Consider the following 20,223-nt stretch of genomic DNA (forward strand, 5'->3'; position numbering starts at 1 on the left):
TATAACAATGCTTATAATTTAAGCTCAAACCCGTGCTTACAAAAGCCTTAGAATAGTATACTGTTAAAATAATTATATATTTAAAATATTAAAACAAGTAAACTAACCTGTAAAATACTTGGTTATCAGCTAAAATATACGACATATTTGTGCATACAATCACGAGATACTTTCAACTTCATTAAAGCATAAATTATATTATAGAATAACTTTAAAATAAGAAACATATTAAAAAACTTAAACTATGAAAAGAAGCCTAACTCCTTATTTTTGCATCATATCCTTATCGTTATCAAAATCCATTACTTCAACCAAGAGAAAAACTTTATATAAAGTGGCTATTTGTTTAAACTAATCAGCCGAATAAAATTAATATTTCTGGAGGGATCCTATGTGTTGTTGGAATAAACAGCTTAGCTTTAGCCTGTATCTTATTCTGTTAAATTTTTTATTTCTTACCCGTTTAATGGCGCAGGACTGCCCCATTAAACCCGATGCTAGTTTAAAGGATATAAAAACATCAGGTCAGCCTTTTGTAAATTGTACCAATTCATCTACGGCTGGCTACACTTTACAGGTGGAGAATACCTCGCTGACTAAAACAAAAAATACTTTATACACCATTGATTGGGGCGATGGATCACCTATAGAAAACTTAGGGGATTTTAGTGCCAGAAAAGCGCATACGTATGTGCTGCGGGGAACTTACAATCTGAAGTACATTGTGGGTATAAATGGTTGCATCTCCGAAAAAATCTATACGGTATTTCATGGCAGTGTGCCGGACGTGGGTTTAAGCTATAGGAATACCGATGAGTGCGCACCCGCAAATTTTACGTTTGATGTAACGCAAACCGAATTTAATGAACCTTCTACCCGGTACACTCTAGATTTTGGCGATGGTACCAGTGTTACTTTTGACCAGGATGACTCGAAAAGATTTTACCATACTTACAATATTCCTTCTAAAGGCAAAAGCCTTGGTTATACGATTAAGGTAACTGCTTCTAACGCTTGCAAAACATCCGAGCGAACAGGTAGTGGTATTTATGTATCAAGCGGGCCTACCCCAGATTTTCGATTAGAGCCGGGGCCCGTTAGTTGTATGAACAGTCCGGTTACTTTAACCGATATCTCTGATTATGGCTATAATGCTACCGACCCAGACCAAAAGCAATTTGAACGGAAGTGGGCCATTGAACCAGCAGAAGGCTGGTCCTTTGCTCCAGGTTACGATGAAAGATCTGAAAAGCCTATCATTAACTTTACCAAAGTTGGTAATTACGCAGTTTCTATTAACCTGTCACCGCTGGAGGGTACAGATCCTAAATGTAAAGGCGGCACAATCACCAAAAATTTAAAAATTATATCTGCTCCTACCGCATCGTTTAATACTTTATTGAATCCTCCTGTCGGTTGTGCCGCAACGGTTAGTACCAGCAATACTTCGGAAGGAGAAGAGGTTTCTTATCTATGGACAGTTACTCCATCTACTGGTGTTACCGTTACAAGCGGCAACTTTACTTCTAAAGAACCAATTTTCCAGTTTGCGAATGCGGGTAATTATACCCTTAATTTAAAAATAACTAATTTTTGTGGTTCTTCTACCGCTACGCCCAGAACGGTATCGATTAAAAACATTCCAACGGTTACTTTACCGGCTGCCAGAACCTATTGTGGGCCGCAAACAATTGCTTTTACTCCCGCTAACGCGAACCATAAACCAACCTATAATTTTAATAACACCTCTCAAATAACTTATGCCTGGTTGGTTAATGGACCCGCTGGTGGTTTTAATTTTACAACTTCCGATGGTAGTTCCTTGGCAAACCCAAATATTCAGTTTATCCAGCCGGGAATTTATACAGTATCTGTTAAGGTAACTAATGAGTGCGGCACATCCACCCAAGCAAATCAATCTATAACCATTAATGCCATACCAACGGCGCCGGAGGCAGATGATGTTTCTATTTGTATCAACTCCGCTGCTACTCTAACTACCAGCACCCCCGGAACAATTGAATGGTTTTCTGCAGCTACTGGGGGTACCCGGTTACCTACTTCACCTAGTAAATCTTACACCACACCGGTACTGAATACAGCCGGTACTTTTACTTATTATGTGCAAACCACGGTAAATGGTTGTGTTAGCCCACGGCAAGCAGTAACAGTTACCGTTAATCCGGCCATTGACCCTAAAGTAATTTCGGGCACCTCAAGTATCTGCGAAAACAATGTTCCTGTCTTAATAACTGGAACTGGGGCTACAGGAGGTGGTGCCCCCATTAGCTATTTATGGGAAAGCAGTACTACTAGCCCTTCCGCTAATGATTTTACAGCGACTACGGGTTTAAACAATGGTCCCAATAACCAAATTAATTTTCAACCGGGAGTTTTAACCAGAACTACTTATTTTCGCCGGAAAGCAATTTCCTCGCTTTGCGCAACCGCAAGCAGCAATGTAGTTACCATTACGGTTAATCCTATTCCACCCATGCCTATTGTGCCACCGGTAAATCCGGTATGCGTGGGGAATTCCAGTACCCTTACTGCCAATGCCGTTGCCGGTTTAACCTACACCTGGTACGATGAACACAATAATGTTTTGCCTAGTAACGCCGCTACTAGCAATAGTTTCAACACCGCGTCTTTTGCCCGCGAAGGTACCTATACTTTTTACGTTACCAGCAAAAGCGCGCAGAATTGTATCAGTGCGAAAACATCGGTAACCGTTCAGGTTTTACCGGCTATTACTAACAACCGGATTGTTAGTGAACAACCCGCCATTTGTGCTGGAGAAATTCCGGGTTTGATTAGCAGTGCCATCCAACCTGCTGGAGGAAATGGGTACAACAACTTTACTTACTTGTGGCAAAGTAAAACCGACCGTGATCCGGAGTGGAAAACGGCAGCCTCCGGAAATGATGCTAATTACAGCAATAATCGGGAAAATTATCAATCAACGGCGATAACCCGCACCACGGCCTTCCGTCGGATGATTATTTCTGGTTTTTGCGCAGATCCCAATTATAGCAACGAAGTTATTATTGAAGTAATTCCGTCATCGCTGGCACCGGAAGTTGCCGATGTAACATCTATTTGCACCGGTGCATCTACTCAATTACGGGTTACTTCTTCCGGGGGTATTTACGAATGGTTTACTTCGTCAACTGCGGTCACTAGTGTATTTACGGGTTCGGTGTTTCAAACACCTGTCTTAAACGGTACTACTACTTACTATGTACATAACCGAACAACTAATTGTGTCAGCCCGCGCACGGCAGTAGTAGTTACCGTGGATCCCGTAATTTCTAATAACACGATTACGCCAGTTGCCACCATCTGCTTTGATGGAAAACCAAATACATTAATTGGTTCCACTCCACAAGGCGGTGCTGGTGCAGGTACTTACAGTTACCGCTGGGAAAGTCGGACGGAGTTTACTTCATTCAGTCCGGTGGATGGCGATTTAACGTATTCTAACGCTAAAAAAGACTATGCTCCGGATATATTAAACAAAACTACCTGGTTTCGGAGAATTATAAAATCAGGAACTTGCGAAGATATTTCCACAGAAATAAAAGTAGAAGTACTCGAAAGCTTACAGGGTAATGTTATTGTAGCTAATAACGGTTTAGAATTTTGCGAAGGAAATGTTACTACTACTCTATCGGGATTGAGCAATATGAGTGGTGGTACGGGTGAGTTTACTTATGTTTGGGAAAGTAGTACCGATGAGTTCCGTTCTATAAAAAATACGGTAGCACAAGGTCAGGGGACACCGTTTGTTTCTTATTCTCCGCAGAATTTAACTCAAACCACCTGGTTCAGGCGCATAGTTACTTCTGGACCTTGTTTAGCCAGTACCAGCAATCACATCAAAATAACTATCCATCCAAAACCAGCCGCACCGTTTGTTGCGCCGATAGCGGCAATTTGCACGGGTAACTCAGCCAACATTATAATTAATTTGGTAGCAGGAATCAACTATATGGTAACGGACGAAAATGGAAGATTGATCCCCAGTAACTCCCCCGCCGGTAACCAATTTACGACTCCGGTACTCCAGGAAGCTAAAAATCATATTTACTATGTAACTGCTTCAAATAATTTTGATTGTAAAAGCATTGAAACACAAATAATTGTCCCGGTTTTATCTCCTTTAGCAAAATTTAATATCACGCAACCTGTGGCTGTTTGTAAGGGAGAAAGCCCTTCCGAAATAACCGGTATAGAATATCCAACCGGGGGTAATAATGTTTATACCTATAGCTGGGAAAGTAAAGCCATTGACGAGCCAGCATTTAAAATAATAACTAGTGCCAATGGCAACCCAACTTTTAAACCAGGGCCATTAACAAAAACTACTTACTTCCGGCGACAAATTAGTTCTGGTTCGTGCACGGCCTACAGCAATGTAGTAGAAGTTAAAGTTAACGAGATAATTGTTAACGACTTAATTATTACCAATCAAGAAGTGTGTGCCGATGTGCGTCCGGCCAGAATACTGGGTCACCCGGCAACCGGAGGAGATGGGGCTAACTATACTTATCTTTGGCAAACTAGTTTCGACAACATACAATACGCAACGGCTATTTCAGTAGCCGGCGAAGTAAATACCGGCATTAACTATCAACCACCTATATTAATACCAGGTAACTGGTGGTTTCGCCGCAAAGTAATTTCTGGTACTTGCGTTTCTTACAGCCAACCCGTGCTGGTTAAAGTAAATTATGCTATTACCGAAAATACCATCCAACTAACCGGCAATGCGGCTATTTGCGTAAATACAAAGCCTGCTCCTATCCAGGGTTCTTTGCCTAGCGGGGGAAACAATACCCCAACATATACGTGGCAAATAAGTGCAGATGGAAGAACATTTATAAATGCGCCAAAACCAAATAATTTAAAAGATTTTAATCCGGGCAACCTGGCCCAAACTACCTGGTTTCGCCGCATAGTAGATGCTGCTGCTTGCTTACCCAGCATAAGCAATGTAGTAAAAATAGACGTATACCCACCTGTTACCAATAATACGATCCTGACACGCGATCAAGAAATTTGTTTAGGGAATGAAGCAACTATGCTGGAAGGTTCTACCCCCGAAAAAGGGAATGGCCAATTTGTTTATCGATGGGAAAGCCGACGCGATAACCAGACTTTTATGCTGGCTGCCGCTATTGGTGCCAGCGATCCTACAGCAAAAAACTACGTTCCCGGGACATTATCCAAAGGTATTTGGTACTTTCGGCGTTGGGTTGCCTCCGGCCCGTGTCAGGAAATAGTGAGTCAGTTCGTAAAAATTACGGTAAATGAACCTCTTTCGGGACATTTTATCACCGCCAACCAAACCATAAGAGTAGGCGATAAACCCGCCTCTTTAACAGGTTCCAAACCAAAAGGCGGGGGAAGCACCATCACCTACCGCTGGGAAAGTAAAACGGAAGAAACAGGTAGCTTCCAACCAATTGCGGGCAATACCAATTTAACTAGTTATGCTCCACCGGTTTTGAGCAAAACCACTTGGTTCCGGCGAATTGCGGTATCGGGGGGCTGTGAGTCGATTAGTAACGAAATTGAAATTACCGTGGCCCAGGCTATCGCCAATAATGTAATATCAGCTAATCAAACGATATGCTATGGTGCCGAACCTAATTTATTAATGGGATCTGCTCCTTCAGGTGGGGATGGACATTTTACTTATATCTGGGAATACAGCACCACGGGTTTAGCGGCTGATTTTGTAACCGCTCCTAATCCCTCCTTCGACCAAGATTACCCGACCGGACGATTAAAAGAAACTACCTGGTTCCGGCGCAAAGTAAGCTCAGCTGGTAATACGCACCTCTCCAATATCGTAAAGATCACGGTGGCGGCTCCTATTTCTGAAAATTCCGTAACCGGTTCCCAAACTATCTGCTACAACTCCACTCCTACTATGTTGTCCGGATCCGTAGTAGCTAGCAGCAACAGTCAACCAGATTATCTGTGGGAGAGTAGTACCGATGGCATTCACTTTTTAACGGCTCCCGGTACTAGCCATCTAGCTTCGTATACTCCTGGTGCTCTTACCCGAAGTACTTGGTACAGAAGAAATGTAAGCATTGGTGGCTGTACCAATCTGGCTAGTAACGCCGTGCTGGTTACAGTAATAGCTTTACCCACCCTGGAACCCGTTCAACCAGTAACTATTTGCCCGGGCACCAGCGCTACTTTAACTGTAAACGCCCATAATAATCAGGTGGAGTGGTTTGAAACCGTTATTAGTAATACTCCCATTCATACAGGAACCAGTTTTACTACTCCTGTTTTACGTAGCGAGCGCACTTACTATACGCAGGCAGTTACCCAAGGTTGTGCTGCCGGCGAACGCATAGCCATTCAGGTATTGCTTGAAGCTCCAGTGGCTAATGCCGGACAAGATGTTGTAATCGAAGCAGGTAAATCAGTAGAGTTAAAAGGTACCGGCGGAGTAGCTTACCAATGGTCACCGGCGGAAGGTTTAAATGACCCGAACATAGCCAATCCGATAGCCAGACCGAATGAAACAACCCGTTATACTCTTAGCATTACAACTGCCCAAGGCTGTACGGCTACTGATGAAGTGGTAGTAGCATTGTTACCGGGAATATCTGTACCAAATGGATTTACCCCGAACAACGATGGCCAGAATGATGTGTGGGAAATTGCCAATATAGAGCAATACCCTACTTGTGAAATCAAAATTTTTAACCGTTGGGGCACTCTGTTGTATTCTTCTGCCGGGTATAAACAACCTTGGAATGGCACTTATAACCAGCAAACATTACCAGTTGCTACCTATTACTATTCCATTATTTTAAAACAAGGCGAAAAACCAATTTCAGGTAGCGTAACTATTATTAAATAAAGCACTTATGAAAAAATTCTACACTTTCTGGTTGCTTCTATTACTTACCGGCAGCCTGCAGGCGCAGCAACGACCCCACTTTAGCCAGTACATGATTAATAATTATATTTTAAATCCTGCTATTTCCGGTATTGAAGATTATACCGACGTAAAATTTGGCTTTCGTCGGCAATGGATGGGAGTAGAAGGAGCACCCTCTACGTACTATACCAGTGCCCATACCCCTCTGAATAAAACAGATATCACCGTTTCTGCCATACGTAATAAAGACCGACGCATTAAAAGAATTGGTCTGCACCAAAAGGCACGCCCCCACCATGGAGTTGGTTTCATGGCTCAGGTTGATAAAACAGGCCCTTTAAAAAGTACCTCGTTTAATGGTAGCTACGCGTATCACATTCCGTTTTCCAACAAAATAAAATTATCGGCTGGTATTGCGGGTGGCATACTGAAATACCGATTGAATACTGCTGAAGTTTATTTAGCTGACCAGAACGATCCTACTTTATACGATAACGATATCAGTAGATTAAAATTTAATTTAAGTGTAGGGCTCTGGCTATATTCGCAACGTTTTTACGTAGGCTTGGCCGGAAATCAGTTACTACGGAACAATCAGGATTTTAAAAGTAATGCGAATTACAATGGCCCTGGTTTATTACAAAAACACTACATCTTTACTAGTGGCGTAAGACTAGAAGTAAATCCGGAGATTAGTCTGGTACCTTCCGTACAAATAAATATGGCCCTGCCCAGCCCTCCTTCTTACGATTTCAATTTAAAAGTTATGTACAGCGACCGCTTTTGGGTAGGAGGTTCTTACCGGCACGGCGATGCTTTAGCTGGCTTAGCCGGCGTAAACATTAGTTCTGTGTTGGATTTAGGGTATTCTTATGATGTAACCACGTCTGGTTTAAGCGGTAGCAATGCCGGAAGCCACGAAATTGTACTGGGATTTAAATTACAAAATCGAGGCAAAGTTATCTGCCCGATCTGGATGTGGTAAGTATGCCGAAAAAACTATTTCGGTTAATTACATGCATTCGGCCAGTTCCTTAAATTAATACCTATCCAAAGATAGTAAAACAGTATCTCTCACAAGTAGCAAATCCAATGGTAATCTTACCACGAAAACAGGTAATTATCTGGTTGTTTTAAGTTCGCAACCATTTTTATTGAATTTTAAAAGACTTATTAAAAGAAGTTTTAAGTAAGGTAGCAAAAGCATTTGCTGCCTTTTTTTCTAAAAAATTATTTTAAAAAAAACGTTTATTTTTTAAATTTTACCGTAGACTTGCTGCCATTCCGGTTGAATGATCCTGTAAAATCACCAAAAAGTAGATTAGAAATACACCAAAACCAGATGCAACGAAACATGCGGCATATAACCACTCTGGTGGTTTTAATCCTGTTACTTTGTGGCCATAAAGGCTTGTTGGCTCAAAAAAAACTTAAAACTGAAAACATAATTTTAATAACCCTAGATGGCTTCCGATGGCGGGAACTGTTTACCGGAGCGGATAAAGATTTAATCTCTGAAAAAGATTTCGTTAAAGATGAAGAAGCCTTAAAAAGCTTGTTTTGGCACGACGATCCCCTGGTACGGCGGCAAAAATTGTTACCTTTTATCTGGACCACCTTAGTACAGGAAGGCCAGATTTACGGCAACCGCCAACTAAATAATAAAGTAAACCTTCACAATAAACACCGTTTCTCTTATCCAGGATACAACGAAATTTTAACTGGCTTTACCGACGATCGCCGGGTAGATAGTAACGATAAAAAAGACAACCCGAATAAAACCGTGCTGGAGTTTATTAACGAGCAAAAGGGCTTTCGGAAAAAGGTAGCGGCTTTTGGGTCGTGGGATGTTTTTCCGTATATCCTGAACAAGAACCGCTCTGGTTTACTCATAAACGCCGGCTTTGATACCGCCAGTACGCCGCACCTGACTAATCACGAAAAATTTTTAAATAAAATGCAGGCCCAGGTTCCCAGCCCTTGGTTGAATGTGCGCTTAGATGCTTTTACCCATTATTTTGCGATGGAACATCTCAAGAAAGCTTCGCCCAGGGTGCTGTACGTGGCCTACGGCGAAACCGACGATTTTGCGCACGATGGTAACTACGAAGCATACTTAAAATCGGCGCACCAAACTGATGCTTTTATTAAAAATCTTTGGACTTGGGTGCAACACTCGCCCAAATACCGTAACAAAACTACCTTCATCATTACCACCGATCATGGCCGGGGAAACACCAAAAAATCCTGGCAAGACCATGGTTCTAATGTGGGGGAAGCCGATGAAACCTGGTTTATAGTAGCTGGTCCGGATACGGAAGCCTTAGGCGAATTAAAAGAGCCGGCTCAGTATCATACTGATCAGGTAGCTCAAACCATAACCACCTTACTGGGCCTTAAATATACCCCCGAAAAGGCAGCGGGTGAAGCCATTAAAACGGCCTTGCCGAATTTACCAAACAAAAATTCGGCTAAATAACCGGTTGCAATAATCAACTTTACATTGCGCGTTGTTTTTACCAGAACCATAAATTTTTTAAAATTTAAGTCCTTTTTCAAGGGAAAACCAACGGAAAACTGACCGATCTAATTGTAATAAAATCACATACTTAAATCTGCGGAGCTGCGTTAGCTTTGCATAAGAAATAATTGGGTGGGGGGATGAATGCTCCCGCTCCGTTTAAACCTTATGGCTGATTTGGAGTAAAAGGACAAAAAAGTAATATAAAGTAAATATGGCGTTATTCCTTTTGTGGAGTATTCCTTTCATTGGCTTATTAATTTTTCTTTATTTAGCAGCTTATTACAGTATCTATCTGCGCAAGGCTTATAAGAAAAAACACCTGCGCAAAAAGGCTTTTAAAAAGACCGAAGAGCCGCTGGATGCGACCTCCTACCAAGTTTCCGACCAGAATACCCAGCCCAGCTAAATTCCTGCGGATTGTGGTTGAGCATACTCATTTTAATTAGTGTATCTTTAAAATTTTTCTACCCTGCCCCTTAAGCCACAACGTTGTGTTACCAACCGCCGCTTCAAAAATTAAAGGTTGCTTTTTAGTTACTGCAGATAGTTATTGTCCGCTATTTTAAGCTATTATAAAAAGTATTAATCTGTTTGAAATCAGCAGTGTGTTCCTGTTTTTTTAAATTTACCCGAACAAGGTGTTGGTAAACCGAAGCTTAATACCCGCCTGAAAATCCTTAATGGTTTTAAAGATTTCGATGATGGTTACCTGTTCAATTTTGGTGAGGCTGCGGATATCCATGTAATTTTCGGGTTCGGTTTTATCCCGCAATATTTGGCTGGCTTGTTTTTTTAAGCGCACACTCATCAGGTAGTAATACGACTGGATCAATTCCAGGTACTGCGTCTCCGAGAACACTTTTTTTTCTTTTAAGGCGGCCAGGCGCTCACCGGTATTGGTTGCGAAAATCCGGTTTTGCAAAGCGTAAATGCGCACAATATCCACAATAGGCGTCATGGCTTTTTTAATATTAAATACTTCCTGGCTGCCTACGGTGAAGGTTTTAATGTTCCGGAAAAATGTAAGCGGGGGTTCGTATTGCAAAGCGTTGTTGGCCATGAGGTAAAACAGCCTTTGCATGGGATGCTGAAGCTCTTGGTCTAAGAAAGTCTGCAACTCGTCCATGATGGCTTTTTCGCCGTAAAGGTACCGGCAATCGAAGAAAGTAGAAACCTTCATCACGGTTTCGGGCACAATTTCCTGCATCCAGCTTTCGTAATTCCGTTTCCAGTGTGACAAAGAATGCGTCCACTTCGGATTTTTGGCCATAAAGCCGCCGGAGCAAAAACTAAAGCCAATCTGATTCAGCCGTTCCGATACCATATCGGCAAATTTTAAAAAATAGGCCCGCACCAGTTCGCGCTGTTCATTGGCTTTGTCTTCGTAAATAATGGCGTTGTCCTGGTCGGTTTTTAAAGTTTGTTCTTTGCGCCCTTCACTACCCAATACCATAAATACAAACTTGGCCGGTGGCGTACCCAATTCGTCCAGCACGCTGTTAATTACTTTTAAGGCAATGGAATCGGCGACCGTGGTAATAACCTGGTTCACAATTTCGGCGTTTACCCCCCGGCTTAATAGCTGCGCCACAATTTCGGGTACTTTTTGCCACTTGCTTTTTAATTCTTCCAGCGATAAGGCAAGTTTCACCGATTGAATAAACATAAACGGCGATTGCGCTTGCTCACTTAACAAGCGGTTACGGCTTAAATACCCTTTATAGTGGCCGTTTTCTTCCACCAGCAAATAACGGCTACTGGTTTGAAACATCAGCAGAATGGCTTCATAGATGTAGGCCTGCGAACTGATAACAACAATAGGGTTATCCTGGATGGTTATTACTGGTTGGCTAGCCTCGGCATTTTTGGCCACCACTTTGTCGCGTAATGTAATATCGGTTACGTACCCCGTAATTTGGCTCGGGGCCTCTTCCACAAAGGCACAGCTTACCTTTTGTTCGGCCATTAGGTTAGCTACCTGGTAAATGGGCGTATCGGCGGGGCACGACACTACTTCCCGGTATTCCATACTTTCTATTTTGCGGGAATACAGTTGTTCCGAAGCAATATAACTTTCTTCGAATGAGGCTGGTTGTTTAGCGAAATGCGCAAATTCATCGTTGAGCATACGCCGACCGTAATCGGTAGTAAAAAAATGAAAAAAGGCTTCGTAAGCTTGGCACAAGGCCCGGAAATCGCGCCGATGCAGAAAATACACCACGGTTCCTTTTTTGGCAATTACAGTCCGCAGCGATTTGCGGCGATTTAGCAATACCGAAATGCCTCCGTAACAATAACCGGTGCGGTGGTACTCTACTAAGCGCTTGTTTTGGGTACTATCGTAAAAAAAAGACTCGTATTCGCCCGCCGCAATAATATCCACTCCGCGCAGTTTGCTTCCCTCCTGATGATACACCGTGGTTTCTTTGGTATACTTTACTTCTTCCAACAAATCCGCTACGCCCCGTAGTACTTCGTCGGGTAGCAGGTTAAAGGGTACGGCGGTTTTCAGAAATTGAAATCGATCTATCATAGCCAATAATACAGTAAAAGGGTAAACAAAAACAGAATGAAAGCAATAACACCGTATTTTATTCTTTTGGGCGGATTTTTAATTTTTAAGATGGCCGGGGAGGGTTTTTGTTTGATTTCCTGCTGCAAAATGTGCTGCAAATTAATGTCGTGCCTTTTTACTAGTTCAAAAAAACATTCGGCGGTAGCCCGGGCATCTACTAAAGCGTTATGTTGCTGTTTTAAAGTAGTTTTAAACAGAATGGCATATAAATCGCCGAGCCGAAGATATTTTACCCGGGGGTTGCGCACATAAGCAGTGGTGGCCTCCATGGTGCAAAAGGTTGGTAATAAGGCAAGCGGGTTCTCCCATCCCATCCGGTAGTAATCTGCTCCCAGCACTAAAGCATCAAATTTCATGAAATGGCCTACTACCACGGGTTGGAATTGCGCTAAATCATTGGCTAAAAAGGTGAGTACTTTTGTACGGCTTTCGCCGTGCTGTTTTAAATATTCGGAGGTAATGCCGTGCACTTTAAAAGCCGAAGGGGTAATTTGGATATCTGCCTCGTGTATGTAGTGGTTTTCCAATTTAATCAGTTGCCCCTCCGGCGAGTAAATAATCCAGGATACCTGCACGGCGTGCGGCCAGTTTCCAGCCAACGAAAAAGGAGCATTCCAGTTTTTGGGAAGTCCGGTAGCCTCGGTATCAATAAACAATAAGTATTCTCTCACGCCGGATTATTAAACTAGACTCTCCTGATTCTTGTTTCAATATAATTTTATTAAGTCTGGTACTTGGGGAGGCTCTTAAGGGTTAAGGTAATTCTCGTTGCAAGAGTAAGGTTTCGGCAATGCATTACTAACAATTTCTTCGCTCTAAGAAAACAACGATAAAATTTTTAAAATTTACAGGTACTTGCTGATTTTACTATTATTTTTTGAGGTTGGTTCCCGCAGGCAGGCGCGGTGCTATTTACCTGACCATTGCCCGGAATGCCTCGTGGCTGCCCTCCGGTTGCACTTTGGTCCTGTTGGTTTGGTTGCTAATTGTTTGTGTTGGGATTTAAAACGGAATAATCTACTGCCTATAATTTTAAAAAAGTGGACCTTTCAGTCCACTTTTTTAAAATTTTTTGTTTTTCTATTACCAGAAACGCACGTACAACGCGGAAATTAATAACAGGGTAATTACAATTAGCGCCAAGGTAGGTTTAGAAACCCGGAACATGGTGGAATCGAGTACAAAGGCTTTGGGATTTATTTTGGGACCTGCTAAGCTTAAAGCAATCATCACGATCATGGTGAACAGGAAAGCCAGACCCATGCAAATCTGGAAGGGAATTTCGTAACCGCCTTTACCGTTGGGATAAGCCGTATACAGAAAAGTTTCGTTACCAAACCAGGCCGGAGCATAGTTATTAAAAATTACTGATAAAATAAAACCGGTTAACAAACCCGCTACGGCTGCGGTACCCGTGGTCCGTTTCCAGAACATTCCGAGTAAGAACATGGCAAATACACCCGGACTGATAAAGCCCGTATATTTTTGAATAAAAGTAAATCCTCCTTCACCGCCAATGCCCAGTAAATCGTCCCAGGTCAGGAAAATAGAAAACAAGGTGGCCACTACAATGGTGATTTTACCAATGCGGATTAAGTTTTTTTCATCGGATTTAGGATTGATATACTTCTTGTAAATATCCAGCGTAAAGATGGTGGAAATACTGTTGGCTTTACCCGCCAGTGAAGCCACAATAGCCGCCGTAAGCGCGGCCAGGGATAAGCCTTTCATACCGGTTGGCAAAAAGCCCAGAATAGCCGAATACGCGTTGTCCGCGTTAAAAGTACCACCGGGCGCCATTTCTTGCTGCAAGGAACCATTTTTGTACAATACGTAGGCTGCAATACCGGGCAACATTACAATAATGGGCATCATTAACTTAAGCAAACCCGCGAATAAAATGCCGGTCCGGGCAGTTTCGAGGTTGGCTCCTAAAGCCCGTTGCGTAATGTATTGGTTACAACCCCAGTAGTTCAGGTTAACAATCCAGATACCGGCAAAATACATGGCAATACCCGGAAGCATCAGGTATTTATTAATTTCGGCTTGCGGCGCGTTGGGTCCCGGTCGGTCAATAATCATCCGGAAGTGGTCCGGCGAATCGCGGAGCAAAGCATTAAAACCGGCAATTACATCGCTGCCTAACCCAAACTTTTCGCTCACCAAAGTTAAAGCGGTATAAGTAGTCGCCAAACCGCCCAATATAAGCACGGTAACCTGAATTACATCGGTATAGCCAATAACATTCATGCCGCCCAAAGTTATAATGATGGCGAAAATAGCTAAAGCAATTACAATCAGGTGAAAGTTAGCGCCACCCGCCAGGTTATTTATGGCCAGGGCACCCAAATACAAGATGGAAGTTAAATTAACAAACACGTACAAGAAAAGCCAGAAAATAGCCATTATAAGGGCAACGGTGTTGTTATACCGGTTCTGTAAAAACTGCGGCATGGTAAAAATTCGGTTTTTTAAATAAACGGGTATAAACCAAACAGCCACAATAATTAAAGCAATGGCGGCAATCCATTCATAAGCCGCTACCGCAATACCCACCACAAACCCGTTACCGCTCATGCCAATGAACTGCTCCGCCGAAATGTTAGAAGCAATCAGGGAAGCTCCAATGGCCCACCAGGTGAGGGTTCCTTCGGCCAGGAAGTAATCTTTACTGTCTGCGTTTACGTTGCGGTCGCGCCGGTAAACCCAATAACCATAACCGGAAACTACAATAAAGTAGACGATAAAAATAACGTAATCAATGGTAGCGAATTTGCTCATGCCGGATTATTTAGAATGGTAAGACAATACTTATTTTTCATTTGGTCAGCTATAACTGGTGCCTAACTAGTAGAAGTAAATTTCTAAAATTTTAAAAATTACCTCAGAAATGGATATTTCCTTCTCAAACAATTTTATAAGAGGTGAAAAAAGCCTAAAATGGTTAAGCTTTTAACCACTGCTTAAAAGCTTAATCAAACTAAATTAAAATTTCTTATTTACCTGGTAGTACACTTCGCTCCAGCGCAGTTCGTTGCGTAGCTGATTTAGTTTGGTATCTTTATCAATCAATACGCACTCAATACCGGCCATTTCGGCAAAGTCCTGCAGAATTTCGGCGCTTAAGTTCTGGCTGTAACACGTATGATGTGCGCCGCCCGCTAAAATCCAGGCAGCGCAACCGGTTTTCATGTCGGGGTAGGGTTTCCACAGAACCCGAGCCACCGGCAATTGGGGCAAATCGTATTGGGGGGCTACCGCTTCTACTTCATTTACAATTAACCGAAAACGATTACCCATATCAATTACCGAAGCATTTAAAGCAGAACCGCCCGCCACGTTAAACACCAAACGCACGGGGTCGGCTTTGCCGCCTATTCCGAGCGGATGCACTTGGCAGGAAGGTTTGCCGGCCGCAATCGATTCGTCTATCTCCAACATGTGCGAACCTAAAACCAAAGCATTATCCGGATTAAAGTGGTAGGTATAGTCTTCCATAAAGGCGTTGCCGCCCGGTAAACCGCTGCCCATTACTTTCATAGCCCGCACTAAAGCGGCCGTTTTCCAGTCGCCTTCACCCGCAAAACCATAACCTTCGGCCATTAACCGCTGGGCCGCAATACCCGGTAGTTGACCCATGCCGTGCAAATCCTCGAATGTATCGGAAAAGCCTTTGTAGTGGCCTTCCTGTAAAAAGGTACGCAAACCGATTTCAATTTTAGCCGCTTCTTGCAACGACGTATGCTGGGCGCTACCCTGACGTAAAGATTCGGCCAAGGTATAGCGCTCCTCGTATTCCTGAATTAACTGGCTAACTGCCGAGTCGCTTACCGCGTTTATAACTTTTACCAAATCACCGATGCCGTGGGTATTTACCGAAAAACCAAATTGCATCTCGGCTTCTACTTTATCCCCATCGGTTACGGCTACGTAGCGCATGTTATCGCCAAAACGCACGAATTTAGCCCCTTGCCAATCGTACCAACCGGCCGCCGCCCGGCTCCAGCCATTTATTTGCTCCAAAACCTCGGGGTCTTGCCAATAACCTACTACCACTTTGCGGTTAATGCGCATCCGCGACACCATAAAGCCAAATTCCCGGTCGCCATGGGCGCTTTGGTTCAGGTTCATGAAATCCATATCAATAGAGTTCCACGGAATATCGCGGTTGAATTGGGTATGCAGGTGCAGCAACGGTTTTTGTAAAATCTTTAAGCCGGTAATCCACATTTTAGCCGGCGAAAAGGTGTGCATCCAGGTAATAATTCCAACGCATTTATCGGCTACATTGGCTTCCTGGCAAATGCGATATATTTCTTCGGTGGTTTTTACGGTGGGTTTAAAAACCACCCGCACCGGGATTTGCGCGGCCTGATCTAAAGCTTGGGCTATTTGCTGGGAATGTTCTGCTACCTGGTTTAAGGTTTCTTCACCGTATAAATGCTGGCTACCCGTTATAAACCAGACTTCCAATTCTTTTAAATTTATCATTCTTATTTTCTATGGAATTTTAGTTGATGGTCCAAGGACGAAAGTCTAGGGAGGATATCAATTTTTTAATTGAATATTTTTTTTTAATAATTATCGTTTACAGTTTGTAAGGTTTGATACTAAGAACATTGCCAATCTACTCCATTGGCCAAACCAAATAGTTCAGATTGGGCTAAAGCTTTTAAACCTGTTTGCTGAATAGGCCTGATGAATTGCTGTTCCTTCTGTTCAGTAATTTTCTAAAAACTCGCTAAACCTTTCAGCTAGGTCTGTATCTTCTAATTCGAGAATTACTTCTGCTAAATCAATTTGTCTTTTTGAAGCTGCTATTGCGGACAACGCACAACTAGTGTAAGTTCTATCCCAATTGGCATTTACTTTAGCTAAATCGTCTACTTTACTTAACCATTCGAAATATTCTTTTTTATATTCTGAAGGTAATTCAGGGTTTTTATCAGAATGACGGGCGATTTCGATTGTTGAAATAAGTCCAAGAACTCTCCAAGTACCTATCTTTTTATGAATACCTATTCTAACTAAATGAGAAACCGATAAGTAAGAAGCAACGCCTACGTCTCCTTGATGGTATAATTCTTCGAATAGCTCGTCTAGAATATTTTCTTGTTCTTGCGCATTAGAACTTTGTTCCAGGCGAAGTAAAGGAACAGAAGCATCGTAAGGAATTTTGTATCCTCCTTCCAAATCCTTCCATTTTTCATCATTTAAATCTAGCATATCTCTAAATAATAATTATCCTGCCATTATCCGTAAACCATTATATTGTTAATCTTCGAATTAAACCTTATTATCTATCTTTTATAAACTATTAACCCTGGAGTACAGGCAAAATCATTGTCCATAATAGGAAAGCGGACCGTGTTTGCGTTCAAAATGTTTTTTAATCAAGGAGTTTTGCAAACGGGGAACATCCGGCCGGATCTGCTCGGTTAAGAAAGCCATACGCGCTATTTCTTCTACCACCGCGCTGTTATAAACCGCTTTATCTGCCGTTTTGCCCCAGGTAAACGGGGCATGATTTCCTACTAATATCATTTCTACTTCTTCGTAGCTCATATCTTTTGCCCGCAAATAATCCATTATTTGAAAGCCAGTCTGGTATTCGTAATCGCCCTGAATCATTTCGTCGCTCATAGGTGGCGCACAGGGAATATCTACGGTATTATGATCGGCGTGCGTGGTGCCATATATCGGAATATCGCGTTGCGCCTGGGCCCAAGCGGTGGCGTAAGTAGAATGCGTATGCACGATACCACCAATTTTATCCCAGTGTTTGTAAAGCACGGCGTGCGTTTTGGTATCGGAAGAAGGGCGCAGGTTGCCGGCAACGGTGTTCCCCTCAAAATCCACGATTACCATTTTCTCCGGCGTCAAATCTGCGTAGGGTATCCCGCTGGGCTTAATGGCAAAAACGCCCTGGCTCCGGTCGGCGGCACTTACGTTACCAAAGGTAAACAACACTAAACCCAGTTTGGGTAATTGCATATTGGCCCGGTAAGCCTCTTCCTGAAGGTGTGCGTAAGTACTCATTTTTTAAATTTTTGACTGGTTTAGGCTGTTTCCAGAGCGTCTTCTTTTTGTTTTTCATCGTTAGTGTGCGGCTCTTGCGCTTTGGTGCCGGTTTCGGGTAAATCAGACATTTGCGGCGATTGCGTCGCGTAAATCTGGCTTTCAATGAATCCACCTAATTCGGTGTATTTCACATACCGTTTCGCGTATACTTCCGCCCGTCCGGCATCCGGGGAATATTCGGTATCAAACCCTTGCCCCATGGCAGCCATGGCATCTTCCACTTTAGCATAAATACCAGCGGCGGTGGCGGCAAACATGGCGGCCCCAATGGCGCAGGTTTGTTCGGATTTATGAATCCGGATCGGCATATTCATTACGTCGGCCATCATCTGCATAATAAACGGCGATTTTTTAGCTACTCCTCCTAACCCTATCAAACCTTTCACCGGCACGCCTTGTTCGTTAAAGCGGTCTACAATCTTTTTCGCACCGAAACACGTTGCTTCTACCAAGGCCCGGAAGATGCGCGGCGCATCGCTGCCTAGTCCCAACCCCGAGATAGCGCCTTTTAACAGTTGGTTGGCATCGGGAGTACGCCGGCCATTGAGCCAATCGATGGCAAATTCTAAATTTTCCGTTATTGGTATTTTAGCTGCTTCCACGCTAAGCTCCGGAATTATCCGGGCAGAAATCTCCGCCAGCAAATTATCAGCGGTTTCGGCATTTATTAACTGAGATTGAGCAAGTAAATGCTGAAGTGGCCACAGTAAAACCTTTTTAAACCAGGCGTAGGTATCACCGAACGCCGACTGACCAGCTTCCATCCCCATCATGCCCGAAATGACTGAACCCGGCACCTGGCCGCAAATGCCATTTACCAGTTTATCTTTTACTTCGTTTAAAGGAGCTACCAGCATGTCGCAGGTGGAAGTGCCCATTACTTTGCTCAGGTGGTACGGTTCTACCTGACCACCTACGGCCCCCATGTGCGCATCAAAAGCTCCCACACCTACCACTACATCCGGAGACAAACCTAAACGTGCGGCCCATTCGGGACTTAAATTACCGGCCGGTTGGTCTGAAGGATAGGCATCCGAAAATAAGCGGGACCGGAAATCAGCCAGCAGCGGGTCCAACGAAGCAAAAAACTCTTCCGGAGGCAGCCCGTTAAATTCTGCTGCCCATAAGGATTTGTGGCCAGCAGCGCACACGCTTCGTTTCATTTGCTGCACTTCGGTGCCGCCGGTAAGCAGAAAAGGAATCCAATCGCAATGTTCTACCCAGGAATAAGCGGCCTTACGCACTGGTTCGTCGACGCGTAAAGTCCGGAGCAATTTGGCCCAGAACCACTCCGAAGAGTAAATACCGCCTACGTACTGCAAATAATTTATAGCAAAGTTTTTAGCGTGTTCGTTAATCTCCGCGGCCTCATTTACCGCGGTATGATCTTTCCAGAGCACAAACATGGCGTGCGGGTTTTCTTCAAAACCGGGTAACAAAGCCAGTGGAGTACCGGATTGATCTACTGCCACCGGCGTGGAACCAGTCGTGTCGACCGAAATGCCTTTCACTGCGGCTGCCACACTGGGGCCAGCCTGCGCCAAACAAGCTTTTACGGTATGCTCTAATCCTTCGATATAATCTAAAGGATGTTGCCGGAACTGATTTTCGGTAGGAATACAGTATAAACCTTTTTGCCACCGCGGATAGGGGTACACGGCAGCGGCTACCTCCTGCCCGGTAAGTGCATTTACTATAACCGACCGAACCGAATCAGTGCCGTAATCTATTCCAATAACGTATAATTCTTTTTCCATAATGAATTAAAATGTCAAATTAACGTTTATTCGTTTCAGAAAAAAGTTTTCCTTCTTTTTCACCAAATTTTAAAAAATAATTTTGCGGGGAATTATACTATTGGGTACTATCCGGCTGGGCACTTTGAGTTGAATCAACGGTATTTTCGGAAGCGTTAGGAGTACCGTATTCTGAATTTACCGGATTAGTAGTACTGGAATCCGGATTGGCAGTGGTGTTGGATTCGGTTGTGGTATTTTCGGTATTCGAATTTTTACCGGAACAACTCCACAGCCATACGCTTCCGATAACCCCCATAGTTAATAACATTTTCTTCATGGCTTTAATTTTGGTCTGTTAGATACGGTAGTTACAATTTTTATATTTTACTGCAGA

12 protein-coding genes are annotated in these 20,223 nt (G+C 43.2%); 4 read left to right on the forward strand and 8 right to left on the reverse strand.

The window, feature by feature from the left end; translation table 11 throughout:
• Positions 1-466: 466 nt before the first annotated feature.
• From AHMF7616_RS11185 to AHMF7616_RS11200, 4 genes are all read left to right on the forward strand, one after another.
• Positions 467-6,889 carry a T9SS type B sorting domain-containing protein gene (locus AHMF7616_RS11185; protein ID WP_158546149.1) on the forward strand — a complete coding sequence of 2,141 codons (6,423 nt, stop codon included), beginning with the start codon at positions 467-469 and terminating at the stop codon, positions 6,887-6,889.
• 7 nt (positions 6,890-6,896) lie between these two features.
• Entirely contained in the window at positions 6,897-7,895 is a 999-nt protein-coding gene (locus AHMF7616_RS11190; RefSeq protein ID WP_115372958.1) for a PorP/SprF family type IX secretion system membrane protein, read from the forward strand.
• A 369-nt stretch (positions 7,896-8,264) separates the two neighbouring features.
• A complete protein-coding gene (locus AHMF7616_RS11195; RefSeq protein WP_115375568.1) occupies positions 8,265-9,389 on the forward strand; it encodes a sulfatase-like hydrolase/transferase in 1,125 nt (374 codons plus the stop codon).
• A gap of 256 nt (positions 9,390-9,645) precedes the next feature.
• Positions 9,646-9,840, forward strand: coding sequence for a hypothetical protein (locus AHMF7616_RS11200; RefSeq protein WP_115372959.1), 195 nt, complete (start codon positions 9,646-9,648; stop codon positions 9,838-9,840).
• 219 nt (positions 9,841-10,059) lie between these two features.
• On the opposite strand, the gene AHMF7616_RS11205 is transcribed toward AHMF7616_RS11200, so the two are convergent.
• The 8 genes from AHMF7616_RS11205 to AHMF7616_RS11245 form a co-directional block, all read right to left on the reverse strand.
• Entirely contained in the window at positions 10,060-11,967 is a 1,908-nt protein-coding gene (locus AHMF7616_RS11205; RefSeq protein WP_115372960.1) for a DUF294 nucleotidyltransferase-like domain-containing protein, read from the reverse strand.
• Positions 11,964-12,680, reverse strand: coding sequence for a 3'-5' exonuclease (locus AHMF7616_RS11210; RefSeq protein WP_115372961.1), 717 nt, complete (start codon positions 12,678-12,680; stop codon positions 11,964-11,966). Before AHMF7616_RS11210 ends, AHMF7616_RS11205 begins: the two co-directional genes overlap by 4 nt.
• Positions 12,681-13,092: 412 nt before the next feature.
• Entirely contained in the window at positions 13,093-14,790 is a 1,698-nt protein-coding gene (locus tag AHMF7616_RS11220; RefSeq protein WP_115372963.1) for a sodium:solute symporter family transporter, read from the reverse strand.
• A 204-nt stretch (positions 14,791-14,994) separates the two neighbouring features.
• On the reverse strand, positions 14,995-16,500 hold the full coding sequence (araA, locus tag AHMF7616_RS11225; protein WP_115372964.1) for an L-arabinose isomerase: 1,506 nt from the start codon (positions 16,498-16,500) through the stop codon (positions 14,995-14,997).
• Between the two features lie 228 nt (positions 16,501-16,728).
• Positions 16,729-17,235, reverse strand: a complete 507-nt coding sequence (locus AHMF7616_RS11230) for a hypothetical protein (protein WP_115372965.1) — start codon at positions 17,233-17,235, stop codon at positions 16,729-16,731.
• A 114-nt stretch (positions 17,236-17,349) separates the two neighbouring features.
• A complete protein-coding gene (locus AHMF7616_RS11235) occupies positions 17,350-18,048 on the reverse strand; it encodes an L-ribulose-5-phosphate 4-epimerase (protein WP_115372966.1) in 699 nt (232 codons plus the stop codon).
• A gap of 20 nt (positions 18,049-18,068) precedes the next feature.
• Positions 18,069-19,847: a ribulokinase gene (locus AHMF7616_RS11240; protein WP_115372967.1), complete on the reverse strand. Its 1,779-nt coding sequence runs from the start codon at positions 19,845-19,847 to the stop codon at positions 18,069-18,071.
• Between the two features lie 97 nt (positions 19,848-19,944).
• Complete coding sequence (locus AHMF7616_RS11245) at positions 19,945-20,166, reverse strand: hypothetical protein (RefSeq protein WP_115372968.1); 222 nt, start codon at positions 20,164-20,166, stop codon at positions 19,945-19,947.
• Positions 20,167-20,223: the final 57 nt, after the last annotated feature.

It is taken from the genome of Adhaeribacter pallidiroseus (assembly GCF_003340495.1).
Taxonomy (GTDB): domain Bacteria; phylum Bacteroidota; class Bacteroidia; order Cytophagales; family Hymenobacteraceae; genus Adhaeribacter; species Adhaeribacter pallidiroseus.